Origin of the sequence: Alishewanella sp. d11, assembly GCF_049390205.1 — a bacterium.
In the GTDB taxonomy this organism is placed as follows: domain Bacteria; phylum Pseudomonadota; class Gammaproteobacteria; order Enterobacterales; family Alteromonadaceae; genus Alishewanella.
The window spans coordinates 2,794,907-2,819,547 of record NZ_CP186547.1 but is presented as its reverse complement, the minus strand read 5'-3'; the positions used below and the strand labels follow the sequence as shown (position 1 = coordinate 2,819,547).

Here is a 24,641-nt window from a genome sequence, read left to right as displayed (position 1 = left end):
CGGCTCTGCCGGCGTTTTTTTTGGGGGGGTTATTGGAGATTAACTGAGTAACGCTACGCCACCCTGTAAATTCCACAGCTGAGTAAAGCCTAAACGACGTAACACCCGCGCCGCTAATAAACTACGGTTACCACTGCGACATACCAGCAACAAGGGCTGGGTGACTTGCAGCTTGTCATGCAGCACCGCATCACAGAGTCTCGATAACGGCAGTTGTAACACCTCCGCCTTGACGGGTAGATAATTTGCTAGGGCCCCCGCACTTTGCTCATAGGGTTCGCGAACATCCAACACAAGCAGCGGCTGCTCATTTAACAAATGCGGTAGCTCTGAAGGCTGCACTAAGGCTATGGCATCTTGGCTGCTCACTTCAACCAAGCCACAAAGGTGTGAGCTAGCTTGTTGCAGTAATAGTGCTTGCGCATTTAAGCTCTGTTGCCACTCGGTTAAGTCGGATCCAGCCAAAATAGGTTCGAGTAGCGGTGTTTCTGCTATCGCTTGCTGCAATGTGGTCACAAAGCGCTGCGCATAGTCGTGGCTAGAAAATATCAGCGTCTCTGGATACACCAGCTGAGACAGTTTTTGCAAACTTTGCTGTAATGCAACCGCATCACCACCCTGCATATCGGTGCGACCAATGCCGCCGGGTAATAATAAATCTCCCACAAAGGCGGCTTTTAATGTTTGCCGATAGGATAACAGATAACTGCTGGCTTGATTACTGTGCCCAGGCGTCGCGATCCGCGTTAACTGATAAGCTCCCAGTGTCAATTGCGTTTCCGCCAGTGGCCAGCCTAATGCATCTTGCGCAGTATTTTGCGCTAACAACTGGCGTAACAAGGTCGCCGCGTGATTGGCCGTGTCATGTAAATGGGTATCCAATACCGCAACCAAGGCCAACCCCTGTCCCTGAATAATATTCACAAAACGCTCTGCCAGCGGCAAAACGGGGTCAATGATAATGGCTTGACGACTTTGCGCACAAATAAGCAAATAGCTACAACACGCATCATATTTAAATTGATACAAGCCGTCATCACTGGGGATATTAAGCGGATCCGCATCCGTTAGCACTAAACAATGCTGACGCACAACTTTAGCAAGGCCACTGATACGTTCACAGGCTTCCTGACATTCTTGCGCGGTCATGGCTGGGCCAAAAGATAAGCGGATAGCACCTTCGCTACGCCAACGCTCTAAGCCCATCGCATCTAATACGAAGCTGCCCGTTACTTTAGAGCTACAAGCTGAACCCGAGCTAACCCGAATACCTGCTGCATCAAATAAATCCAAGATATCTTTAGCAAAAAAACCTGGTACGGAGAAATTTAGGGTAGTTGGAATGATATAAGGTGCATCGCTATTTAACACTAAACCTGGGAAGACGGTTTTTAACGCGCTAAGCAGTTGGCTGCGATACTGCCATAAGGTAGGCTCAGCGCAAAAGGCACTTTGCTCGGTCTTTAATAACTCGGTGAAAATTGCTTTTAAAGCTGCAATTCCGGGTAGGTTTTCGGTACCAGAGCGTAAGCCCCCTTCTTGACCGCCACCGGTAATTAATGGCCGGTAAGGCGCTCCGGCTCGAACATATAAAAAACCAATCCCCTTTGGCCCGTAAAGTTTATGGCCACTAAAAGGCGCATAATCAATACTGGTCGCGGCTAATTGCAGTGACATTTTCCCTAAGGCCTGAACACAATCCACTAACCAATACGCATCGGGTTTGATCCGGCGGATCACTTGCTCTATGGCAGTAAGATCCTGACGCACACCGGTTTCATTGTTCGCCGCCATAGTGCAAACCAAGGCAGCTTGGGGTAACAAGGCCGCTAAGGCGTCTAAATCTAATAAGCCGTTACTTAATACCGGGATAGCCTGAATAGTGGCATTAACCTGCAGCAAGGTATTCCAGTGTTTTAAGCTTTCTGGAACCGCTTTGTGTTCAGTGGCGCCGTATAGCAGCAGTGTTTTTGGCCCAGCTAAACCGCGGGCGCGGATCGCTTCCAAAGCAGAGATAACTGACGTCTGAATACCTTCGGTTGCGCCAGAAGTAAAAATAATCTCGCCCTGATCCGCCCCCAACAGCTGACGAGCCAGTGTGCGCGTCTGTTCCAATGCCACTTTAGCTTTAATACCCGTACTATGGCTACTACTTGGATTACCAAAATCTTGCTGCATGGTTTGGAGTACGGCAGCAGCAGCACTGGCCAGCACCGGTGTGGTAGCATTATTATCCAAGTACACTTCATTGAGTGAGCGGCAAAGGTGCATGGGGGCAGACATAAACGACGTCCTCTTTTCCGAGTGGTTAGCCTTATAACAATTGGCTATATCTTATAACAATTCATGTTTAACGCCCAGCGTTACACCAAAAATAAAAAAGCCGCTATACCTGAGGTAAGCGGCTTTCTCGTTTATTCAGCAAAAGGCGAATTATTCGATCAAGTCACGCGGAATTTCAGGCCGCAGTTCTGACCATACCTTACCACTTTCGATACCGTATTTACGCACTGTCATGACCACTTCGTCATGCTTACCGGCTTGTGCCAATAACTTCAGCTGCTCGTAATAGCGACGCGCTAGCTCACGGGCCGCGGGGTGAGAGAAATAGAAACGAGCAATTTTGTTATAAAGACCACGGAAACCATTTAAAATCAGCACATAAATGCGGTTTGATGAATGTAAGGCTAATTCATGGTTTAAGTTATAGTCAAACTCGGCAAAAGCCTCGGCTGAATCCGCTAGCGATTCGGCACCCGTAAGGGCTTCGATTACCTGCTGCTGGTGCGTTTTTATGGCGCCACGGATGTAAATAGCGCTGATATTAGTACGTGCAGAGAGTAACTCATCGACCAAATCAGGCATCCGCTCTTCGTCTAAACGTGCCAGCGTTTCTAAAATATTTAAGCCCGAGGTTTCCCAGAAGTTGTTTACTTTAGTCGGTTTACCGTGCTGGATAGTTAACCAACCATCACGAGCTAAGCGTTGTAATACTTCACGCAGAGTGGTTCTGGTGACACCGATCAGCTCAGAAAGCTCACGCTCGGCGGGTAAAATTGAACCTGGGGCAAATTTACCGTTCCAGATAGAATCAACAATATACTCTTCAGCAAAGCCAGCGGGGCTTTGCGCTTTAATCAGGTTGGTCATGCGGAGTGATCCGTGTCATTAGTAGCAGCAAAATAATTGACTGATTGTACCAGAGCCAAAGCAGTTAACAAGTCATGCTGTAAAATTCGCTTTAAGCAGTTTTGCGTGCAGGTTGTGTATTGCGTTGAAATACCTTAGATTAGTCGACTTTGCTAAAACGAATAATGCGGAAATCGCTATGCTGCAAGCGCTAAACTCTTTATCACATAAACGCTGGCCTTGGTTGCTACTAGCACTGACCGTGGCGCTATTGCTGGCGGCTGGGCTGTATTTTCAATATAGTCTAAATCAACAACCTTGTATTAAATGCATTTATGTCAGGGCTGCTTTTACAGGTATATTATTGGCAGCGCTGATTACCGCGCTTAGCCCCAAGCAAAGTACTTGGCGAATACTAGGAGTGTTGGGTTGGCTGGCTGCTGCAGGCTATGGCGTGTGGCAAGCCCAAGAGTTAGTCAATATTGAACAGATTCTGGCCAGCGGTGGTTTTACCACTTGTGCACTTTTTGCTGACTTCCCAAGTTGGTTGGCTTTAGATAAATGGTTGCCAGCCATGTTTGAAGTTACTGGGACCTGCGGTGGCAGCGATTGGCAATTCGCTGGGCTGTCCATGGCTTACTGGAGTCGTTTCATTCTTGCTTGTTATACCTTGGTTGCTTTGCTGGTGTTTTTCAGCCAATTTAGCAAACGCAATCAAAATCCCTATATGTAAGCTGTTGCGCTAAACCCACGTTAGTTGGGTTTAGCGCCTAACATAGCTTAAACTTTATACTTACTGATCAATTGATCTAACTCTGTTGCCAGTTCATTTAACCGCTCACTGGTTGCTGAGGCACTACGAGTGCCCTCTGCCGTTTCCTCTATCACCACGACAATTTGATGTACGTTCTCGTTAATTGCGCCAGACACGTGGGTTTGCTCTTCCGCCGCGGTCGCAATTTGAGCATTCATATTGTTGATGGTGTTAACCGCGGTACTGATTTGATTAAGCGCAACCTCAACCTGACGAATTTCATCGACACTGCTTTGGCTGCTTTGCTTTAAGTTACTGATCAGTTCAATAGCCCCTTTAATGCCCGATTGTAAACGTTGGATCATTTGCTGGATTTCTTGGGTACTTTTTTGCGTACGACTGGCTAAGGTTCTAACTTCATCTGCGACAACCGCAAAACCTCGCCCAGCCTCACCCGCCCGAGCGGCTTCTATGGCGGCGTTTAGTGCCAGCAAATTAGTTTGCTCGGCAATACTGCGAATCACATCTAATACGCCACCAATGCTATCTGACTCTTTGCTTAAATCGGCAATGACTGATACGCCATGGGTAACTTGTTCCGCTAAACCATCTATTACTTTTACGGTTTTAAACAACGTTTGCTTTGAGTTACTTACCAGATCTTCTGCATCTGCCGCTGCACCGGAGGCACGCATCGCACTATCAGCCACTTCAGTAGCAGAAGCGGCCATTTCATTCATGGCAGTAGCAACCTGATCACTCTCCGATTGTTGGCGTTGTACCCCTTGCTCGGCATGGCGCATAATTTTATTTAGGTCGTTTGCACTTAAATTCAGCGTGGAGGTTGAACCGGCAACTTGCGCCACTAAATCACGAACTTGGCTGGCAAAGCGGTTAAACGCTTGGGCTAATTGTGATAACTCGTCATTGCCTTCGACCTTTAAGCGGTGTCTTAAATCGCCGCCGCCTTGTGCAATATCGGTCATAGCACTTACGGCCGATTTTAATGGCGTAATAATACTGCGTACGACGATTAAGGCTAACAACATAATGGCCACAAGAGCCACCAAGGCTGCACCGACTGAGCTCCATAAGCTGGTGGCTAGAGAATCATCAACCCGTTGTTGCATAACAGCGACTTGCTTATCCAAACTATCAATCCAAAAACCGGTACCGATCATTAAACCCCATTTGGATAATTCTTCAGCATAGCCAAGTTTAGGATCGGTGGTGCTGGTTTCAGGGTTATTCCAGTGATAGTAAAGATAACCATTACCAGAGCGAGCGGCTTGCCATAAACCTCGAATCACTTCAACGCCATTCGGATCTTTTAAGTCCATTAAATTGCGCCCTTGCAGCGCGGGGTTGGCGGCATGCATAACATTGACGCCTTGCTCATCGTAGATAAAGAAATATCCCATGCTGCCACTATCATCAAATCGTAACTGGCGCAAAACTTCTAAAGCCTGAGCTTTGATCTCGGGATTGGTCGCAGCATCGGGCGCGTCATATAAATGGGCAATCGCGGTTTTACCCAGCTGCATATAGTTTTTGATCACCGCTTGCTGGTTTTGCTTAAACATTTCTTCAAAACCCGCCACGCCTTCTTGACCTAATTGTTTAGACTGATAAAGACTAAAACTGACCAGAAATATGGCGAGCAGCGTGCTTGGTAATAATGCGAGTAATAGGATGCGAGTTTGGATTGTGAGGTTGGTCATAGCATTCTCTGTGAATTTGTTATTATTTTCGCGGTTACAACTAACTATAATAGATCTGCAGAAAAGTGCTGTTAATAAAGCAAAAATTTATGTAGACAATAGTCTTAAGCTAAAGAAAATACAGCATTTTAGCCATAAAAAAAGCCGGACATTCGTCCAGCTTTCTCAGGAAATTGCGTGCTATTTAGATAATAGCCAGCAATTCAACATCAAACACTAAGGTGCTAAATGGCGCGATAGCATTACCCGCACCACGCTCGCCGTACGCAAGGTTATGCGGTACAAATAAGCGTAATTTAGAGCCAACTGCCATTAATTGTAGTGCTTCTGTCCAACCAGCGATAACGCCAGATACTGGGAACTCGGCTGGCTCGCCACGCTGATAAGAACTATCGAATACCGTGCCATCAATTAAAGTGCCATGGTAATGTGTACGCACGGTAGAAGCCGTTGTTGGTTTTTCGCCTTCAGCAGCAACCAAGACTTCGTACTGTAAACCTGATGCCGTCACAGTCACTTCAGGACGCTTAGCATTTTCGGCTAAAAACAACTCACCGGCTTCGGCTAATGCTTTGGCTTTCTCGGTCTCTTCAGCTTGCATACGCTCACTGATTACTGTGAAGGCGGCGCGAATTTGCTCATCCGTTACTTCTGGAGCCTGCTCGTTATAAGCGGCTGCTAGACCTGCCGCTACGGCAGTGATGTCTAAGCCATCAAAAGGCCTGTCAGCGAGCTGTTGACCCATTTGTAAACCGATACCATAGCTGGCGTGTTGTTCTAAGGTGGTAAATTTTGACATGAGGTTCACTTACTTTTGGCTGGCAATCTCAGGTTACCAGCAGGGTTAAAAATTAGGGTAATAGTACGCTATCAGGCCAGAAAAGTCTTGTTCGACTGCAGTAATTGCTGCCAAACCGTTCTGACATGCTGCTCATCTAAGGTATTTAATTCACCTTTTTCAATAGCAGCCAGCAAACTTTGCTCTACCTGCTCCACCACAGTAGCCACGCTAAAAGGCTGTTCGGTAAGTTGCAACGTGCCCACCACTAAGTCGAGATGGCCGCGTAAATAGCCAGCGGCAAACAGCTGATCATCGGTAGCGACTGGCACTAACTCATCAAAAAAATCAGCGGCTTGTTGAATAAACTGCGCTGTTACAGAAAAATCCGTCATACTAAATTTCATCCTCGTAGCCAAGGCGATACATCACGTAATCGTTATAACCGGTCAGTACACTTAACAAGCCTTGTAATTCACGATCTAAAACCGCATCCCCTGTATCGGCTAACAGCGGGCGGCCGTTCAGTTGTTGTAACTTGCTTTTGGTCGCTAGCAGCAAAATATTATCGCGGCCAATGGCGCGGATCACCGCGGGCGACAGTTGTTGATTACCGCGACCAAATACATGACCTTGTCCACCAATTAAAGTAATCACTAATTTGCTGGGATAGTCTTGCACCAGCTCAAGTAACTGACTGGCAGTAACATCTTTGGCCAATAATTGGCCGTTTTCTATTACATCTACACCAAGCAAGGTATTGTCGATGTTAAGCTCTGCCATCACCGCAGCAACGGTAGAGCCTGAGCCCATCACGTAACGCACATTCTCTTCTAATTGGCTGGCGACATAAGCGGCTAAGTCATCCAATACCAATTCTTCAGATTCTTTACCGGCCATTTTTACGCTTTGTACATAACGTAGCTCTGCCGGAATGCGCATTTCACCGTAGCGACGCGCTTTTACCACACCTTGTCGAAAAGCGGTTTCATCAATATCCATTACCGGAGCGGCTTGCTGGCTCACTAGCTCACCCGCCACTAATTTGGCTAATAATTTACCGGCCGCCAAAGGTGAAATAGCATAAACACCCGAGTGAATTTTACAGCCTGCGGGTATTCCCAGCACAGTGGTTTTATCACCGACGATATGACAGATATTGCGTGCTGTGCCGTCTCCGCCAGCAAACAACAGCAGATCAACGCCCTGCTCTGCCATCAACTGCGCTGCGCGTTCCGTATCGCTAGCTTGGGTAGGCTGATGTTCGGGGGTGTAGCAAAGCATAAAACTTAGCCCCAGCTCGCGACATAAGCTTTCGCCCATTTCACCAGCCACAGTAAGTACATGTAAGTGCTGTTGCAGTGGCAAGAGCTGCTCCAAACACTGTTTAGCGCGCTGCTGCGCCATTGGTACTGCGCCTAGGGCCAGTGCTTGTTCGGCTAAGTTATCACTGCCTTTTAAGCCAACGCTGCCGCCAAGACCGGCCAGAGGGTTAATTATAAGTCCTAACCGAAACTGCTTTATCATACCAATCACTGCCTGAACTAATTACGCTAAACCACACCTTAGATGCGCCTTTATAGATACACCTATAGGGCGCCACAGCGGGCTGGCATAGGTGTATTGATATCGCGGCGCATTGTACCTGCTAAGTCATAATTTGCCCAGCCTTGCTCAAAACAGTGGCAGGCGAGTGATCGCTTGCAAGCGCTTGCTTGCTGCTCTACATTAGAGACTATTTTTTCTGAGAAGCTAATAAGTATGTCTTTCATTGCTAACCAGTTTCAGCAGCACCAACAGGCGTTTTTTGCTGAGCCTTACCCCGATCTGCAGACGCGCCGCCGTCGTTTACTGCAACTAAGTGCTGCGCTAAAAACCCATAGCGACGCCCTATGTCAGGCCGTTGCCGCTGACTTTGGTCAGCGCAGCCATGACGAAACGCGCTTATTGGAAATCTCACCTTGTTTACAAGGCCTAAGTTACCAATTGGCCCACCTAAAGCAATGGCTAAAACCAGAAAAGCGTAAAGTTCATTATACTTTTGCTCCTGCGAGTAACCGCGTACTGGCGCAACCTCTCGGGGTGGTAGGCATTATTGTGCCTTGGAATTACCCGATCTTTTTAGCAATAAGCCCGTTGATGGCAGCCATTGCCGCAGGCAATCAGGTTATGTTGAAGTTATCCGAGTTTACGCCGGCAACCAATCGAGTATTAATACCATTATGCCAGGCCGCGCTTGGCGATTGTGTCAGTATTATTGAAGGGGATGCTGGGGTTGCCGCTGAGTTCGCCGCTTTACCATTTGATCATTTACTGTTTACCGGCTCAACCGCGGTTGGTTATAAAGTGATGCAAGCCGCAGCGCTAAACCTGACTCCGGTAACCTTAGAGCTTGGTGGAAAAAGCCCAGTCTTGATTGCACCTGATGCCAACCTAGCACGCATTAGCGAACGCTTACTCTTTGGTAAAACCGCCAATGCCGGCCAAACCTGCGTTGCACCTGACTATGTATTAGTGCCTCGCGCCATGCAAGACGCCTTAGTCGCCCAATTACAGGCAGATTTTAAACGGTTTTACCCCAATTTTGCTGACAATAGCGATTACAGCGCTGTGATTAACGATCGGCAATATCAGCGTTTGCAACGTTTACTACATGAGGTTGAACTATCTGGAGCGCAGCTAGTTCGTTGTGCGCCAGTTGACGAAAATACCGCAACCACACGGCGCTTACCGCTGATACTGGTATTAAATGCGCCAGCAGACTGTCAGTTGTTGCAAGAGGAAATCTTTGGTCCAGTGTTGCCCATTATTGCTTATGACAGTGTGGAGCAGGCCATTACCTATATTCGGCAACGCCCAAAACCACTGGCTTTCTATCTGATGAGTGATGATAAACCCCTGATGGAAAAGGTACTAACACAGATCCAAGCAGGTGGGGTCTGTATCAACGATACGCTGCTCCATGTCGCGCAAGAAGATTTACCTTTTGGCGGGGTTGGCCCATCAGGCTTGGGGCATTACCATGGCCCTGAGGGCTTTAAACGCTTTTCTCATTTAAAAGCGATCCATCAAAAAGGCCGCTTTAGTAGCAGCCGTTTTATCTATCCACCTTTTGATCGGCCGTTATTCAAAGCCTTATTAAAGTGGTTAAGCCGCTAAAATCCATCCTCGCACTAAAAGTACGAGGTCTTACCCGCTAAACGGTAACAACATTTTCTACGCTGTATGATCAGCCCGCGGCATATGCCGCGGTAAACTGGCAGCCAGCAGCATCGCTAAGGCAGCCGCAATTGCCGCCAACACAAAAGTATCACTGGCCCCTGCCCCGTTTTGCCAGCTGAGCCCACAAATATAAGCGCCTAGTGCACCACCGCCGCCATAAATGATGCCAGCATAGAATGCTTGGCCCCGGCCGCGCTGGTTTTTGGGGAAAAACTGTTGAATAAATTGCATGGCACAGCTGTGGGCAATAGCAAAGCTGCCTGCATGAAATAGCATACTCACGCCAAGTGCCAATGGCGAATGCGCTAAATACGCCACCATTAACCAACGAACTGCGGTTAAACCATAACAAATGGCCAACAAGGTTCGAAAGCGGTATCGGCGCAAAATGGCACCCGCATAATAAAAAGCGATAATCTCGGCCATAATGGCAATGCCAATAAAGAGCCCACTTACGGTACCGCTATAGCCTAAATCACGGGTATAAAGCGTAAAAAAGCCATAAAAAGGCGCAAAACTCATTTGCAGTAAAAAAGCAGCCCCCATAAAAAGCCACAGCGCTTTACTGGCATAAAGCTTGGCAAACGGCATTTTGGGTGTCTGTTGCACCGATACCACTGGCATGGCAGGTAAGTTAAATAAGCTAAATAACAACAGGAGTAAAAATAAGGTCGCGGTCGCCGGCATAAACTCACTACCGAGCTGTTGAAATAGCCATCCCCCCAATAACACCAGGATGATATAGCCAACACTGCCAAAGGTACGAATTTTACTGTAAACGCCCGCATCATCGTTTAGTGCATGAAAAGTACAGACTTCCAGCTGTGGCAAAATAGCGGTCCAAAAAAAACTAAACACCGCAAAACCAAATACTAAAGGCCAAAACCCCGCATCAATAAAACTGCTTAACCACGCCAAAATGGCAATGATTGCCCCCAAGCGCATAATGCGTAACGGTTTGCCGGTGTGATCGGACAGAATGCCCCAAAGTGCGGGACCAACAATACGGGTGGCAGTAACCAGTGCTAATAACAGGCCGATTTGCGCCGAATCAAAACCCCGCCCATCTAAAAATAAGCCGAAGTAAGGCACAAACAGGCCTAAGACACCAAAATAAGCAAAATAAGCCAGCGACAGGGCTGGCTTAGCAGAAAGTGTTAGCAAAAGTGTTCTCGTTAGCGTTGCAGTTGTTGCCGAGCGATCGCCGCAATATCCGGAGTACTAACTTGTACGTGGGCATTTTGCGCGCGATGCCGTAATAAATGATCCAGTAACACTATGGCTAGCATGGCTTCGGCCACCGGCACTGCTCGAATACCGACACAAGGATCATGCCGACCTTTGGTAACTATATCGACCACTTCGCCAGCAGTATTAATACTTTTACCTGGAATACTAATACTGGAGGTCGGTTTTAATGCCATACTCACCAACAAATCTTGGCCACTGGAGATGCCCCCTAAAGTGCCGCCAGCATGATTGGCACTAAAACCAGTGGGCGTCAGCTCATCGCGTCCGGTAGAACCTAACTGCTCGACCACCGCAAAGCCATCGCCTATTTCGACAGCCTTCACCGCATTAATGCTCATCATCGCATGCGCGACATCAGCATCTAACCGATCGAAAACCGGCTCACCTAAGCCAACTGGCATACCGGTAGCCACCACATTGACCCGCGCGCCAACGGAATCACCGGCTTTTTTTAGTTGCCGCATATACTCATCTAAGGCTTCAAGCTTAGTTGGATCGGGGAAAAAGAACGGATTAGTTTCTACTTGCTCCCATTGCAGTTGCTCGGCTTTAATTGGCCCTAACTGGGCTAAATAACCCCGAATTTCAATACCGCAGTGTTCCTTCAAATATTTTTTGGCTATGGCACCTGCCGCCACTCTCACGGCAGTTTCGCGAGCGGAAGAGCGGCCACCACCGCGATAATCACGCAAACCAAACTTATGCCAATAGGTATAGTCGGCATGACCAGGGCGAAATTGCGACTGAATAGCAGAATAATCTTGTGAACGCTGATCGGTATTTTCAATAACTAAGCCTATGCTGGCACCGGTGGTAATGTCGTTAAATACACCAGACAAAATTCTCACTTCGTCTTCTTCACGCCGGGCGGTGGTATAGCGCGAAGTACCAGGTTTGCGGCGATCTAAATCTTGCTGCAAGTCGGCACTGGTTAACGCCATACCTGGCGGGCAGCCATCAATAATCCCCCCGATTGCTGGGCCGTGGCTTTCGCCAAAGGTGGTGACTTTAAACAGTTGCCCTATGCTATTACCTGCCATTGCTTTTTACCTATCGTCTATTTACTGAAAACCCTGTTGCATCGCTTACGTTTGACCTTCTCGAGTGTGGCAGTGCGGTATTGCCTTAGGCAAACCGATGTTGATGCTCAAGCAGCTCCTGTTTGGTTAAGGCAAATACGCCTAAACCGCCAGCTTTAAACTCCAACCAGCGAAATGGGACGTCTGGATATCTATACTGCAATTCAACCATACTATTGCCGACTTCACAAACTAAAATACCATTATCGGTTAGATGTGCCGCGGCATCTCGTAAAATTTGCCGAGTTAACGCCAAACCGTCGTGTCCCGAGGCTAAACCTAATTCCGGTTCATGGCGATACTCTTCAGGTAGATCGTCCATATCTTCGGCATCGACATAAGGCGGATTGGTCACAATCAAATCATATTGCTGACCGGTAAGGGCACTAAAGCCATCCGACAACACTGGAAAAACGCGATCAAGCAAATGATGCTCGTTGATATTAAGATCAGCTACCGCAAGGGCATCTTCACTGATATCTACTGCGTCCACTTGCGCTTCCGGAAAGGCATAAGCACAGGCAATAGCAATACAGCCTGAGCCGGTACACAAATCTAAAATATGCTGCGGTGCAACACCTGCGGGCAATAAGTCCACAAATTTTTCATTAATCAGCTCGGCAATGGGCGAACGAGGGATCAGCACACGCTCGTCAACATAGAAAGGTAAATTACAGAAATACGCCTGCTGGGTGAGATAAGCGGCGGGAATGCGCTGTTCTATGCGCTGCTGTAATAAGGCCACAAAAGCCGCTCGCTCATGACGATCCAACTTGGCCGTTAATAACTTATCATCGGTCAGCGGCGGTAAAAATAACACATGGGCCAACAAGACCGCTGCTTCATCCCACGCATTATCGGTGCCATGGCCAAAATACACGCTAGCTTGATGCAAACGGCTTACCGCCCAACGCAACCAATCATGTACTGTGACTAAATCGGTTAGGCTATGCTGCAATTGTTCGGGATCAAAAGGTGATAGCGACTGCTCAGACATGGTATGCTGCACTCCAGAATTTAGATAAATGTGATAAGACGTTAGCGCATGCAGAAAAAGCCATCCCCTGCCCGGCCAGTAGCAAAAACTGCGACCTCAGGTGCTGAACAAGACGATCTGGCCTTGTTTCGAGACTTTGTTGCTGGAACCCGCCCACTTGAGCAAGACAAGATAGCGCCAGTTGTAACACGCAGCAAGCAAAAACGTGCCGCTACCGCCACGAATAGCCCAACTGCTGAAAAGCTGTTCTTTTTTTCCGATGAGTTCGAGGTATTTGCTGAGACTCAAGGGACTTTATCTTATGTACAGCAAGGTGATGATCCGCATTTAGCTGGGCGCTTGCGTCGGGGCGAGTTGTCACCACAAGTCGTTCTCGACTTACATGGTATGACGGTACAGGAGGCGAAAACCGAACTGGCGGGGTTATTAGCTTACTGCGAGCAGCAACAATTAAATTGTGCCTGTGTTGTGCATGGTAAAGGTCTTGGGATCTTGGCACGGAAAGTACCCAACTGGTTAATTCAACACCCCAACGTCCGTGCTTTTCATACCGCACCGCGCAGTTGGGGCAAACACGGTGCCTTGTTACTCTTGCTGAAAATTAATCAGAGCACCGAGCAGCAATTTCGGGATTTGCCACAGCGTTAACCTGCAGCTTATTTGAACATGCTCAGTTCTAACGGCGAGTTACGCTCCAGTAACTTGCCCCCTAATGCCGTATCGTAGGAAATGCAGCACACAGCCGCAGTGCTAAACACCGGCGCCTGATCGGGTAAGGTGAACGCCGCGACCAAAAAGCTGACTAAAGGCATATGCGAAACCATTAGCACTCTGGCGTCGGGCTCTGCTGCCAGCAACAGATCTAAGCGCTGTTGCACTAGCGCTGCGGGAGCTTCAGGGACTAACTCTGGTAACACCTCTAATATGGCGGCATGCTGTTGAGCTTCCAGCATTAAGGCTGCGGTCTCTCGCGTACGCAGATAAGGGCTTACCCAAACATAATCAAAAGCAGGATAAGTGTTGGCTAACCAAAGTGCCATTTGTTGCACCTCATGGCGTCCATTTTCTGTTAGCGCGCGCAAATTATCGGTTGCCGCCTGCACTTGTGCTTCGCCATGTCGCATGATGACGAGATTTATCATAAAAAGGTTACCATACTGCAATCTTTGTCCTATGCTGTCTGCAGTTTATAAAAAATAAGCATGCGACAGCTGAAAATAGTGCGCTATGATAAAGAAAGTCTGATGTCAGTGTAACTGCTATTAAAGCATAAGATAGCGTCTGGTTATTCCTTATTGCTATGAACATGCACGTTGATGGTATCCACTTACTTTAAGGAACAGCCTTGCAACACGCTATACCCATTCAAAGCCCTAATGATCCCAAGCACTACCAACACCTGGTATTGGCTAACGGTTTGGCTGTACTGTTAGTTCATCAGGCAGATAGTGAAAAAAGTGCTGCCGCCCTGACCGTAAATGTTGGTCATTTTGATGATCCTGCTGAGCGAGAAGGTCTCGCCCATTTTTTGGAACATATGCTGTTCTTAGGATCGGCCAAGTATCCGAACGCCGGTGATTTTCAGCAGTTTATCAGTGAGCATGGCGGTAACCATAATGCGTGGACGGGCTCGGAACATAGCCATTTTTATTTTGATATCGAGCATCACCATTTTAGCAACGGTTTAGCCCGCTTTGCCGATATGTTTAGTGCACCATTGTTTCATGCTGATTATGTTGAAAAAGAGCGGCAAACGATAGAAGCTGAATTTGCGATGAAACTGAAAGATGACAGCAGACGCATCTATCAGGTGCATAAAGAAAGTATTAACCCTGCGCATCCTTTCGCAAAATTTTCAGTTGGAAATGCCACCACCTTGGCAGATTTACCCCATGAATCGCTGCAACAGTCGGTCTGCCGTTTTTATCAAGAGCAGTATAGCGCAAGCCGAATGACATTGTGTTTAGTTGGCAATCAGCCTTTGGCAGAGTTAGCAAAACTGGCTAGTAGGTTATTTGCTGGTTTACCCCAGCATTTACCCGCTAAGAGTGCATTGCAAGTCCCGCTCTACTTACCCGAGCAACAGGGTATTCAACTGAATATCAAGCCGCATAAAAGTAGCAATCGCTTAGTGGTTAGTTTTGCGATGCCCGATATTCATCCTTGGTATCCTTATAAATTGGTGAGTTTTATCGCGCATTTGCTTGGCGATGAAGGCGATCATTCATTGCTCGCTTATTTAAAGAATCGCGAGCTGGTTAATCAACTCAGTGCCGGAGGAGGTATTGATGGCAGTAACTACAAAGACTTTACCATCGCGTTTGAGCTAACGGCCTCGGGGAAAGCGCATTATAAAGATATTGTTACCGCCCTGTTTAGCCACATACGGTTATTAGTAGAGTCGCCTTTTCCAACCGAACTCTTTTTAGAGCGGCAGCGCTTACTAAATTGGTCATTTCAGTTTTATGAACCCAGCACCGCTTTGCAAACGGCTATGGATTTATCGTTAAACATGCAACATTATCCCGTGGCTGATATCATTTTTGGTGATTATCGGATGGAGCTGCCACCCGCAGGGCTTTATCAGCACCTGCTAAGCTATTTACGCAGTGATAATATGCGGTTAATGCTGATTGCAGACGATGTCCCCACCGATCGTGTAGCAGCTTGGTATAATACGCCTTATAGCTTGGCTACTTTACCCAAAAGCTGGTTAGCAGAGCTTACTGCCACGCCGCAAAAAACCGCGCTAAGGTTGCCTCCGGCTAATCGTTATTTAAAAGCAGAACTAAGTGTCTTAGCACCTACTGCGCATATGCCTGTACCAGAGCAACGGGTGCATGAAAGATCGCTGAGCATTTGGCACAAAGCAGATACCGATTTTAACACGCCCAAAGGGCAGATCTTTTTACAGCTGACCTTACCTAATAGTTGTAAGACATTAGTTCAACTGGCCGCTTGTCGGTTATGGGTAGAATTAGTGCAAGATCGTTTTAATCAACAATTGTATGCTGCAACAACTGCAGGCTTAAATTACTATATTCATGTGCATCGGCAAGGGATCAGCATTCAGACCTCGGGGCTAACCGCCAATCAACTGCAATTACTCGCAGACATTTTAGCGCAGTTACCTAACCCGCATTTTAGTGAACAACGCTTTCTTGAGCTAAAACATCAGCTTTGTCGCCATTGGCAAAATAGCAGTAAAAATAAACCTGTCGCTAAACTCTTTAGTCAGTTATCTGCCTTATTACAACCGCACAATCCCGAGCTGGAACTGCTACACAGTACTTTGCAACAGCTTAGCTTTGAAGACTTTCTCCAATTTCAACAACCTCTGTTACAGCAACAGCATTTAGAAGCCTTATTGATTGGTAATTGGACTAGCGCAGCAGCAGATGAATTAACGGAACTGGCCAGAACTTGGCAACAACCGCTCAGTTGCGGTACAGCCCTCCCCTTGCATCAACATACTATGGCTAAACTAGGTCCAGTCTGGCTGGAAACTGGCAAGGATGAAACAAGCGATCACGCCTTGGTGATTTATCTGCCAGCAGAAGAAAAAAGCCCGACCCAAATGGCCTGCTTTATGTTGGCTAACCATGTGATGTCGCCTCGCTATTTTCATCAGCTCAGAACTGAGCAACAAATGGGGTATTTAGTAGGGACTGGCTATGTGCCGATTAATACCTTACCTGGCCTCGCTTTTTACATTCAATCACCCAACTACCCTGCGGCTGAGCTGTATCAAGCCACCTTAGTGTTTTTTCGGGATTTGCTGCAACAGATTAAGCAACTTAACCATGACGACTTTACTACCTATAAACAAGGCTTATTGGCGCAACTCGCTGAACGTGATACCAGTTTAAATGCCAGAGCGAAACGTCTTTGGTTAGCCTTGGGGCAAGGCGATTACCAGTTTGATTTAACGTATCGTATCCAGCAGGCCTTACAAAAGTTAGCAAAAGCAGACTTTATTGCATTTCTGGAAAAACTGTTAGCACCCGATTATGACGTATTGTTCTTGGCAACGGATGCCGCACCAATGCAAAGTTACGTAAAAACAATGCAGAAAAATGAATTTTTGAGTCATTTCCCCATAAATGAAAATTGCTTTTGACAGCGCTGCCAATCTTAGATAAGTTAAGCTAACTTGTAGTACATAAAAATAATAAAGTGCGTAATAAAATAATTCTATTTTTTAGCCTGTTAACACTGGCTATTTTTTCGTGGCCACTTGCTGCAGCAGTGTTATCTTGGGAAAGTTTGCAATCCTATTCGTTTTACAGCGTAATGGGGCTAACTATTGCTGCGCTAATATTTGCCCAGATTTCGCTGGTGCGCATGCGCAAATACCATAGTGCCTTAGCAAAAAGTGAAGAACGTTTACGCTTATCCATTTGGGGTAGCGGCGATGAACTGTGGGATTGGGATCTGGAAACGGGCGAAGTGTATCGCTCTAGTAGTTGGCTTGAACAAGGCAAGGTTGAAGCGAAAGTTAATGATTTCCCGCCGAACAGAGAACTGATTCATCCTCAAGATTTAGAACGGGTTGCTAATGCCCTCTCGCAACACCTAGCTGGTAATAGTCCTTTTTTTGAAGCGAATTATCGGCTGTTAACAGCACAAGGCCATTACCTGTGGGTGCTAGACCGTGGTAAGGTGGTTGCTTACAATGATGCCGGCAAAGCACGCCGCATGACGGGTACCTTAAAAAACATCAGCCAACTCAAGCAAGCAGAAGCGCGTATGCAACTGTTTTCCCGTTGCTTAGAGAATATCTCCGATGCCGTGGTGATTTGTGATACTAAGTTTACCATCATTGAAGTGAATCCCGCTTACAGCCAGCTTACGGGTAAAAATCGAGATGAAGTCTTACAAAGTCGCTTCAATTTAACCCTCTACCCTGCGCGTTTTTTGCAAGATATTGAAAAAACCTTAGTCAAACAAAGCTGCTGGAGTGGTGAAGTTCGCGAACTGAAGAGCAATGGTGAGTATTACCAAGCCGAGCTGACCTTTGATGTGATTAAAGATGAGCAAGGTTTAATCACGCAGTATGTTGCGGTGTTTTCTGATATTTCAGAGCGCAAACGCAGAGAAGCCGAGCTGAGCCGTTTAGCCAATAGTGATACCTTAACCGGCTTACCAAACAGAGCCGTCTTTATGACCAAGCTAGGTAGCTTGGTCACCCATAACACAGCGCATGCTTTGTTAGTTTTTGATTTAGATAACTTTAAGAAAATTAACGACTCACTTGGGCATGAACTCGGTGATACCTTGTTATGTAAACTGGCCGAGCGCTTACATAACAACAAAGTATTTCGCCAAAAATTATACCGGTTGGGCGGCGATGAATTTGCGATCCTGCTCGATAACACCAACGATATCCATGCCATCACGACTGTCGCCAAGTTATTGATGACACAAATCAACAAGCCTTTTGCGGTGGAACAGCATGAATTAGTGGTGACCAGTAGTATTGGCATAGTGCTGTTTCCAGAAGATGGCAAAGATCCCCAAGCACTACTGCGAAATGCCGATACCGCCATGTATCACGCTAAACATGCGGGTGCAAATCGTTATTTATTTTTTAACGACACCATGAACAAACAAGCGGTGAAACGACTGCAAATTGAAAACTTGATTCGACATGGCTTAAAAGAAGATTATTTCACGGTTTTTTATCAACCTAAAATGGACTTACTGACCGGCAAAGTGGTCGGGATGGAAGCCTTGGTGCGTTTTATTACCCCTAAAGGAGGGTTAATCAGCCCAGGCAGTTTTATTCCTGTTGCAGAAGAAACGGGGCAAATTGTTGATATCGGTACTGTGGTATTACGCAAAGCCTGTTTGGACGTGAAACGTTGGCTTGACCAAGGGCTATTTAATGGTCGAGTTGCAGTAAACTTATCTGCCAAGCAATTTATGCTGCCTTTTCTCTGTGATCAAATTGACGATATTCTGCAACAAACCAATTTGGCGTCTTACCATTTGGAATTAGAAATTACCGAAGGCACCGTTATGGAGTCGCCGAAACTGGCGATTGATACCATGAAAAAACTGCGAGCTCGCGGTATTCATTTAGCGATGGATGATTTTGGTACAGGTTATTCATCTTTAGCTTATTTGAAACAATTTCCCTTAAATACTCTGAAAATTGATAAAGCCTTTATTGATGATATGAGCAGTGCCCGTGGTCGCAATATGGTGGATACCATTGTGACCATTGCGCACAACTTAAGCCTCAGTGTCGTGGCAGAAGGTGTTGAAACCCATGAGCAGCTTGAGCAACTTCGCAAATTGCGCTGTGAAATTATCCAAGGCTACTATTACAGTAAACCACTATCAGCAGAGGATTTCAGCGCTTTCTTAATCGCGCAGAAAAAACAGCGCCAAGTCTTAGTCTCAGTCTAAACACTTAGCCATAAAAAAAGCCCCGAGGGGCTTTTTTTATTCTGTGTCGGTTTCGACGTAAGAAAAATCGTCAGAACCATCGGCAATGCGCTTTTTGCCAAACACCGTATGGAACTTACGCTTTTCTGCCAAGCGCTGTTTATACTTTAACCAGGTCTTTTCAAACACTGTGCTGGCTTCAGATTCACCGCGGCAAACCAGCACAAAGCGCTGCTCTTCCTCATTTACCGGCTCTCTTAAGCCTTGCTCAAGTTGTTGCATTGCTAAACCATGTTTCTCCAGCAAATTGCCTTCTGCCAGAGTAAAGCGCCCGGACCGGGTAAAACCACGTGGGAAATTCCGGTCATCGAAAAAGCGACGATTAGCGACAAAACTTTGCTGCATCACTTTTTTCCTCTCATGTCGTTGAATATCAAGCTAGCCAGTTTAAACTGTGCGGAGTATGGTTAACAAAATTCCCGTCGTAAAACAAAAATTTTTTATTGTTACGACAAATAAAATTAAGGAACAATTTTGGATACTGAGCTACTCAAAACCTTTCTGGAAGTACAGCGTACCCGACATTTCGGTAAAGCAGCTGAAAACCTGTATTTAACCCAATCCGCGGTAAGCTTTAGGATCCGTCAATTAGAGCAACAACTTGGTGTTAATCTGTTTGTTAGGTACCGCAACAATATCCAACTGACCAGTGCAGGTGAGCGGTTACTACCGCATGCACAGACCATGCTCAGTGCTTTACAGCGCGCGCGTCATGATGTGGCACTCAGTACGCAACAAGCAAAACAATTGGCCGTTGCCGCACCAACGAGTATTTGGGAAACACTGCTGGCACCGGTTTTTATCCAAATACAACAACAGCAATCGGCATTCAGTTGGCGCACCGAACACCTGAGTCGTGAAGTATTAACTCGGCAGCTTTTAGAACATCAGCTAGATTTAGCAATTCTTTTTGATCCACCGAAAACCGATGATATCAGTGTAGTCAACTTATGTGAGGTAAAATTGCTGGCAGTTAGCCACAATGCAACAGATGATTTGGCAGCATCAACGCCAGCGCCCTACTGCTATGTTGATTGGGGCAATATCTTTGACACACAACAAAGCCGTTTTTTTAGTGAACAAGACATTAAGCTACGAAGCGCCAGCGCGCACTTAGCATTAAACTGGCTGTTACAACAACCGGGAAGCGCGTATTTACCAGAGACTTTAGTCAGTCCCTATTTACAGCAGGGGAGCTTAAGTCTGGCCGAAACACCAGCGATTTGTCAGGCGCTGTATGCGGCTTACTTAACCGACAATCAGTACAATCAAGACATACAGCATGTGGTTAAGCTATTACAGCAGCAATTTACGGCTGGACGGGATGGCGGGAGTGTTTAAGACTTAGGGTCGAAACACTCTGGCATTTTTAACACGCGCCCGTTGGATAGCTAAGCGTTTATAGCTATTAAATAAGGGTAACAGTAAGGGGCCGGTAACAAGCGCTGCCAGAGCCCATTGTAGCGCGCGCATACCACTTCGCAGTGCAGCTATGTATACCCCAATGACGACCATTAACCACACAACAGGCACTACCAACACAACAACCCCCTCGCTGCCACAGCCAATCTGTTTTGATTCAATAACACGCGTTATTATAACAGCACTCCAGACGGCTAACTGTTATTTTTTAATCACGTTTCTGTATAAAAAAAGAGCCCGCAGGCTCTTTTTAGTATAGAACTAAGCTCGTTTCCCTTAGGAATAAAAACGCTCGCCTTGTTCAGCCATTTTTAACAGCAGTGGACAAGGGGTAAAACGGCTACCAAAACGCGCTTCAAGCTGGCGTAAGGTCGCTACGAGGTTATTCACACCTAAACTATCGATATAACGGAAAGGCCCGCCTAGGAAGGGTGGGAAACCAATACCAAAGATGGCTCCGATATCACCGTCACGCGCCGAGGCAATAATGCCCTCTTCTAAACAGCGTACGGCTTCGTTCAGCATTTGCGCGGTACAACGGCTGGCAATCTCATCAGCACTCAATGCTGGCGCGGCGCTAACGCCTAAAACGGCATATACAGAGTCATCCACCTGTTTTTTGCCTTTTTTCGCAGCCTTGCCATATAAATAGAAGCCTTTTTCCGTTTTCTTGCCTTTACGGCCATCCGCTAACAACTTGTCAAAGGCCGCAGGAGCTGCGAAACGCTCGCCTAACTCTGTGGTCAGAATAGGTGAAATTTTCGCGCCGACATCGATACCCACTTCATCCAATAAGGTAACAGGCCCTACTGGAAAGCCAAATTTCACCAAGGCTTTATCAATTTTCTCTACCGGCTCACCGCCAAGTAGGATATTGGCCGCTTCATTCATATACAGTGCTAAAATGCGGTTAACATAAAAGCCAGCGCCATCTTTCACTACGATCGGCGTTTTACCTTGTTTACGGGCAAAAGCAACGGTAGTGGCGATCGTTTCAGGCGAGGTTTTGTCATGCGCAATAACTTCTACCAATGGCATTTTATCCACGGGGGAAAAGTAGTGCAGACCAATCACATTTTCTGGCCGCTTTGCTTTCTCAGCGATTTTAAAAATAGGCAAAGAGCTGGTATTACTGGCAAAAATGGTGTGTTCGCTGCAGTGCTGCTCGATATCTGCCACCATGCGTTGTTTTAAATCCAGATCTTCAAATACCGCCTCGACCACCAAATCGACATCATGGAAACCACTGTAATCGGTTGTACCCGTGATTCTTAACAGTTGTTGCTGCATTTCTGCTTTGCTGATAAAGCGTTTTTTGAATTTTTTATTCAAAAGATCATAGCTGTACTTTAACGCATTACTGATGCCTTGCTCGGCAATATCTTTAATCCGTACCGGGATCCCAGCCTTGGTTGCGGTCACATTGGCAATACCGCCGCCCATTAAGCCGCCACCTAGCACGGCTGCTTTACGCACTTTACGTGGTTTTGCATCGCCTGCGCCGGATTCTTTTTTCATTTGCGTGGTGGCAAAGAAAATACTGCGCAGTGCCGCCGACTCTTTACTCATGCAAAGCTCACCAAAGGCTTTGGCTTCGGCGGCTAAACCTTTGACATAGCCCTGCTCTACCCCTGTTTGAATAACATTGAGGATTTTTAACGCGGCAGGATAATTACCATGGGTTTTCGCCAAAGTTTGCTTGGTCGCTTGGCTAAACACCAGCTTACGGCCAGGTGCCGTTTGCTCTAAAAATTTATTTATTAAACTGACTTTTTTCGGCGCGGCCTTGGGTTTACCTGCTAAGGCTTTTTTCACTGCGGCATCAAGTAAGATGCTCTCAGGTACAACTTCATCAACCAGACCAAGCTTTTTTGATTGCGCAGCGCGCAGCTGCTTGCCGGTTAAAATCATATCTAGAGCTTTTTGCACGCCCACTAACTTAGGTAAACGCTGGGTACCGCCACTGCCTGGTAACAAACCCAGTTGCACTTCAGGTAACCCTAAAACGGTTTTGGGACTACTGGTAGCAACACGGGCATGACAGGCCATGGCCAGCTCTAAACCGCCGCCTAGACAAGGACCGTGGATCGCAGCAATGACCGGTAAACGTAACTGCTCGATACGATCGAACATCTGCTGCCCCATCTTGGCGATGGTTTCCGCTTGCTCTGCGGTGGTACAGCTGTCAAGCATACTGATATCGGCACCAGCGATAAAAGAATCTTTTTTACCACTGATAAAGACCACGCCTTTAATCGTACTGTCGCTGGCCAGTTGCTTTAAAATTTGCTCGATTTCATCGGCAAAAGAGGCTTTAAGCACATTCATGCTCTCGCCAGGAATATCCATAGTTAGTAAGGCAACTTTGTCTTCACGTACACTGAGGGTGAAGCTAGATGCTAAGGATTCGCTCATTATTCAGTCTCCACAATCATGGCAGCGCCAAGGCCACCGGCCGCACAAGCGGTCGTTAAACCAATACCACCACCACGGCGGTTCAATTCATTTAAGGTTTGTACAATTAAACGGGTACCGGTAGCCGCGAAGGGGTGACCATAAGCTAAGGAGCCGCCGTTAACATTGAATTTCGCCATATCGATTTCACCAATGGCCTGATCGCGACCTAGCTTTTCTTGCGCAAACTTGCGGCTACCAAACATTTTCATATTGGCCAGCGCTTGCGCCGCGAAGGCTTCATGCATTTCAATCAAGGTTAAATCTGCCAAGGTTAGACCAGCCCGATCTAAAGCCAGCGGTGTGGCATAAGAAGGCCCCATTAACATGTCGTCATACACATCTATTGCTGCAAAGGCGTAGCTGCGGATATAGCCCAATGGCTTATAGCCCAATGCCTTGGCACGGCCTTCGGTCATCATTAAAACGGCCGAAGCACCGTCTGTTAATGGCGTGCTATTTGCCGCGGTAACCGTGCCGTGTACTCGGTCAAATACCGGTTTTAATTTGGCGTAGGATTCCAGCTTAGACTCGAGACGGACGTTATTATCCATTTGTAAAAAGCGGCTGTAAGGCTCGACATGTGCCGTCATGACCTCGGCAGCTAACTTGCCAGATTGCCAAGCAGCAGCAGCTAAGGTATGCGAGCGGTGCGCCATTTCATCTTGTGCTGCACGGGTAATGCCATGGCTTTTTGCCATTTGCTCTGCCGTGTCACCCATGGACAAGCCTGTGCTGTATTCCGCAACAGCCGGTGGTACAGGCAGTAAATCTTTTAACCCCAAACGACGGAAAATCGCTAATTTTTGACCGAAGGTTCTGGCTTTATTTAAATCTACTAAAGCGCGAGCCAGTTTTTTACTGACCCCAATAGGTAACACTGAGCTTGAGTCGGCCCCCCCTGCAATACCAATTTGGGTCATGCCTGCCATCATGGATTCGGCAATATTGGCTACCGATTGAAAGCTGGTGGCACACGCGCGAGTAACGCTGTAGGCGTCGGTATGGACGCGCATGCCAGTACCTAACACAATTTCACGTGCGATATTCGGCGCTTCTGGCATTTGCACCACTTGGCCATACACCACTTGCTCAACTAATGCTGGATCAAGTTCAGAGCGGATTAGTAATTCATTAACGACCAGTTTTCCCAAATCTAAGGCTGATACGCCATGAAACTCTGTGGCTTGCTTAGCAAAAGGGGTACGTAACCCGGCAACGATAGCAATTCGTTCGCCTTGGCGAGTAGTAAGATTTATTGGCGCGGCCATAATTATCCTCGTTAGCTGTGTTAGGCATTATCACAGGTCTGACCTCTGATATCTTGACTGATTGTAACCACTGTCTAGCTAAATTAAAACAGTTGTTTTAAAACTTAGCG

Annotated in this window: 20 protein-coding genes; 6 read left to right on the top strand and 14 right to left on the bottom strand. The window is 46.9% G+C overall.

What is annotated here, in order from left to right; translation table 11 throughout:
* Positions 1-39: 39 nt before the first annotated feature.
* Both ACO1PK_RS12835 and fadR read right to left on the bottom strand, forming a co-directional pair.
* Positions 40-2,283: an aminotransferase class V-fold PLP-dependent enzyme gene (locus ACO1PK_RS12835; protein WP_423186002.1), complete on the bottom strand. Its 2,244-nt coding sequence runs from the start codon at positions 2,281-2,283 to the stop codon at positions 40-42.
* Between the two features lie 150 nt (positions 2,284-2,433).
* Positions 2,434-3,150, bottom strand: coding sequence for a fatty acid metabolism transcriptional regulator FadR (gene fadR, locus ACO1PK_RS12830; protein WP_423186001.1), 717 nt, complete (start codon positions 3,148-3,150; stop codon positions 2,434-2,436).
* Between the two features lie 124 nt (positions 3,151-3,274).
* On the opposite strand from fadR, the gene dsbB reads away from it, so the two are divergent.
* Positions 3,275-3,862 (top strand): disulfide bond formation protein DsbB, encoded by a 588-nt coding sequence (gene dsbB, locus ACO1PK_RS12825; protein ID WP_423186000.1) that lies wholly within the window; start codon positions 3,275-3,277, stop codon positions 3,860-3,862.
* Positions 3,863-3,909: 47 nt separating this feature from the next.
* Here the strand turns inward: dsbB and ACO1PK_RS12820 are convergent, their stop codons facing one another.
* The 4 genes from ACO1PK_RS12820 to ACO1PK_RS12805 form a co-directional block, all read right to left on the bottom strand.
* Positions 3,910-5,604, bottom strand: coding sequence for a methyl-accepting chemotaxis protein (locus ACO1PK_RS12820; protein WP_423185999.1), 1,695 nt, complete (start codon positions 5,602-5,604; stop codon positions 3,910-3,912).
* Between the two features lie 184 nt (positions 5,605-5,788).
* Positions 5,789-6,403 (bottom strand): FKBP-type peptidyl-prolyl cis-trans isomerase, encoded by a 615-nt coding sequence (locus tag ACO1PK_RS12815; protein ID WP_423185998.1) that lies wholly within the window; start codon positions 6,401-6,403, stop codon positions 5,789-5,791.
* Positions 6,404-6,474: 71 nt separating this feature from the next.
* Positions 6,475-6,777 carry a YfcL family protein gene (locus ACO1PK_RS12810; RefSeq protein ID WP_423185997.1) on the bottom strand — a complete coding sequence of 101 codons (303 nt, stop codon included), beginning with the start codon at positions 6,775-6,777 and terminating at the stop codon, positions 6,475-6,477.
* A gap of 1 nt (position 6,778) precedes the next feature.
* A complete protein-coding gene (locus tag ACO1PK_RS12805) occupies positions 6,779-7,909 on the bottom strand; it encodes an ATP-NAD kinase family protein (protein WP_423185996.1) in 1,131 nt (376 codons plus the stop codon).
* Positions 7,910-8,143: 234 nt separating this feature from the next.
* Here ACO1PK_RS12805 and ACO1PK_RS12800 point away from each other — a divergent pair, with 234 nt between their 5' ends.
* Positions 8,144-9,541, top strand: a complete 1,398-nt coding sequence (locus tag ACO1PK_RS12800) for a coniferyl aldehyde dehydrogenase (RefSeq protein WP_423185995.1) — start codon at positions 8,144-8,146, stop codon at positions 9,539-9,541.
* Between the two features lie 57 nt (positions 9,542-9,598).
* On the opposite strand, the gene ACO1PK_RS12795 is transcribed toward ACO1PK_RS12800, so the two are convergent.
* The 3 genes from ACO1PK_RS12795 to prmB form a co-directional block, all read right to left on the bottom strand.
* Positions 9,599-10,768 (bottom strand): MFS transporter, encoded by a 1,170-nt coding sequence (locus tag ACO1PK_RS12795; RefSeq protein WP_423185994.1) that lies wholly within the window; start codon positions 10,766-10,768, stop codon positions 9,599-9,601.
* 11 nt (positions 10,769-10,779) lie between these two features.
* Entirely contained in the window at positions 10,780-11,895 is a 1,116-nt protein-coding gene (aroC, locus tag ACO1PK_RS12790) for a chorismate synthase (RefSeq protein ID WP_423185993.1), read from the bottom strand.
* A gap of 85 nt (positions 11,896-11,980) precedes the next feature.
* Positions 11,981-12,931 (bottom strand): 50S ribosomal protein L3 N(5)-glutamine methyltransferase, encoded by a 951-nt coding sequence (gene prmB / locus ACO1PK_RS12785; protein WP_423185992.1) that lies wholly within the window; start codon positions 12,929-12,931, stop codon positions 11,981-11,983.
* 48 nt (positions 12,932-12,979) lie between these two features.
* Here prmB and smrB point away from each other — a divergent pair, with 48 nt between their 5' ends.
* Positions 12,980-13,579 carry an endonuclease SmrB gene (smrB, locus tag ACO1PK_RS12780; protein ID WP_423185991.1) on the top strand — a complete coding sequence of 200 codons (600 nt, stop codon included), beginning with the start codon at positions 12,980-12,982 and terminating at the stop codon, positions 13,577-13,579.
* A gap of 8 nt (positions 13,580-13,587) precedes the next feature.
* Here smrB and sixA read toward each other — a convergent pair whose 3' ends face one another.
* Complete coding sequence (gene sixA, locus ACO1PK_RS12775) at positions 13,588-14,073, bottom strand: phosphohistidine phosphatase SixA (protein WP_423185990.1); 486 nt, start codon at positions 14,071-14,073, stop codon at positions 13,588-13,590.
* Between the two features lie 203 nt (positions 14,074-14,276).
* Here sixA and ACO1PK_RS12770 point away from each other — a divergent pair, with 203 nt between their 5' ends.
* Together ACO1PK_RS12770 and ACO1PK_RS12765 are read left to right on the top strand one after the other, a co-directional pair.
* Positions 14,277-17,051, top strand: a complete 2,775-nt coding sequence (locus ACO1PK_RS12770) for an insulinase family protein (protein WP_423185989.1) — start codon at positions 14,277-14,279, stop codon at positions 17,049-17,051.
* A 224-nt stretch (positions 17,052-17,275) separates the two neighbouring features.
* Positions 17,276-19,345 (top strand): putative bifunctional diguanylate cyclase/phosphodiesterase, encoded by a 2,070-nt coding sequence (locus tag ACO1PK_RS12765; RefSeq protein ID WP_423188219.1) that lies wholly within the window; start codon positions 17,276-17,278, stop codon positions 19,343-19,345.
* Between the two features lie 36 nt (positions 19,346-19,381).
* On the opposite strand, the gene maoP is transcribed toward ACO1PK_RS12765, so the two are convergent.
* Positions 19,382-19,729: a DUF413 domain-containing protein gene (gene maoP / locus ACO1PK_RS12760; RefSeq protein ID WP_423185988.1), complete on the bottom strand. Its 348-nt coding sequence runs from the start codon at positions 19,727-19,729 to the stop codon at positions 19,382-19,384.
* 129 nt (positions 19,730-19,858) lie between these two features.
* On the opposite strand from maoP, the gene ACO1PK_RS12755 reads away from it, so the two are divergent.
* Positions 19,859-20,725 carry a LysR family transcriptional regulator gene (locus ACO1PK_RS12755; protein WP_423185987.1) on the top strand — a complete coding sequence of 289 codons (867 nt, stop codon included), beginning with the start codon at positions 19,859-19,861 and terminating at the stop codon, positions 20,723-20,725.
* Positions 20,726-20,728: 3 nt separating this feature from the next.
* Here the strand turns inward: ACO1PK_RS12755 and ACO1PK_RS12750 are convergent, their stop codons facing one another.
* From ACO1PK_RS12750 to fadI, 3 genes are all read right to left on the bottom strand, one after another.
* The gene (locus ACO1PK_RS12750) at positions 20,729-20,926 is read right to left on the bottom strand and encodes a hypothetical protein (RefSeq protein ID WP_423185986.1); all 198 of its coding nucleotides are present in this window, start codon (positions 20,924-20,926) and stop codon (positions 20,729-20,731) included.
* Between the two features lie 156 nt (positions 20,927-21,082).
* Entirely contained in the window at positions 21,083-23,221 is a 2,139-nt protein-coding gene (fadJ, locus tag ACO1PK_RS12745; RefSeq protein WP_423185985.1) for a fatty acid oxidation complex subunit alpha FadJ, read from the bottom strand.
* Complete coding sequence (gene fadI / locus ACO1PK_RS12740) at positions 23,221-24,531, bottom strand: acetyl-CoA C-acyltransferase FadI (protein WP_423185984.1); 1,311 nt, start codon at positions 24,529-24,531, stop codon at positions 23,221-23,223. Before fadI ends, fadJ begins: the two co-directional genes overlap by 1 nt.
* Positions 24,532-24,641: the final 110 nt, after the last annotated feature.

Coding starts and splice junctions, on each gene's coding strand:
- ACO1PK_RS12810 (WP_423185997.1), bottom strand. CDS start 6,777: ATGACGGATTTTTCTGTAACAGCGCAGTTTATTCAACAAGCCGCTGAT.
- ACO1PK_RS12820 (WP_423185999.1), bottom strand. CDS start 5,604: ATGACCAACCTCACAATCCAAACTCGCATCCTATTACTCGCATTATTA.
- prmB (WP_423185992.1), bottom strand. CDS start 12,931: ATGTCTGAGCAGTCGCTATCACCTTTTGATCCCGAACAATTGCAGCAT.
- fadR (WP_423186001.1), bottom strand. CDS start 3,150: ATGACCAACCTGATTAAAGCGCAAAGCCCCGCTGGCTTTGCTGAAGAG.
- ACO1PK_RS12805 (WP_423185996.1), bottom strand. CDS start 7,909: ATGATAAAGCAGTTTCGGTTAGGACTTATAATTAACCCTCTGGCCGGT.
- smrB (WP_423185991.1), top strand. CDS start 12,980: ATGCAGAAAAAGCCATCCCCTGCCCGGCCAGTAGCAAAAACTGCGACC.
- sixA (WP_423185990.1), bottom strand. CDS start 14,073: ATGATAAATCTCGTCATCATGCGACATGGCGAAGCACAAGTGCAGGCG.
- fadJ (WP_423185985.1), bottom strand. CDS start 23,221: ATGAGCGAATCCTTAGCATCTAGCTTCACCCTCAGTGTACGTGAAGAC.
- ACO1PK_RS12835 (WP_423186002.1), bottom strand. CDS start 2,283: ATGTCTGCCCCCATGCACCTTTGCCGCTCACTCAATGAAGTGTACTTG.
- maoP (WP_423185988.1), bottom strand. CDS start 19,729: ATGCAGCAAAGTTTTGTCGCTAATCGTCGCTTTTTCGATGACCGGAAT.
- ACO1PK_RS12800 (WP_423185995.1), top strand. CDS start 8,144: ATGTCTTTCATTGCTAACCAGTTTCAGCAGCACCAACAGGCGTTTTTT.
- ACO1PK_RS12765 (WP_423188219.1), top strand. CDS start 17,276: ATGCGCAAATACCATAGTGCCTTAGCAAAAAGTGAAGAACGTTTACGC.
- ACO1PK_RS12815 (WP_423185998.1), bottom strand. CDS start 6,403: ATGTCAAAATTTACCACCTTAGAACAACACGCCAGCTATGGTATCGGT.
- aroC (WP_423185993.1), bottom strand. CDS start 11,895: ATGGCAGGTAATAGCATAGGGCAACTGTTTAAAGTCACCACCTTTGGC.
- fadI (WP_423185984.1), bottom strand. CDS start 24,531: ATGGCCGCGCCAATAAATCTTACTACTCGCCAAGGCGAACGAATTGCT.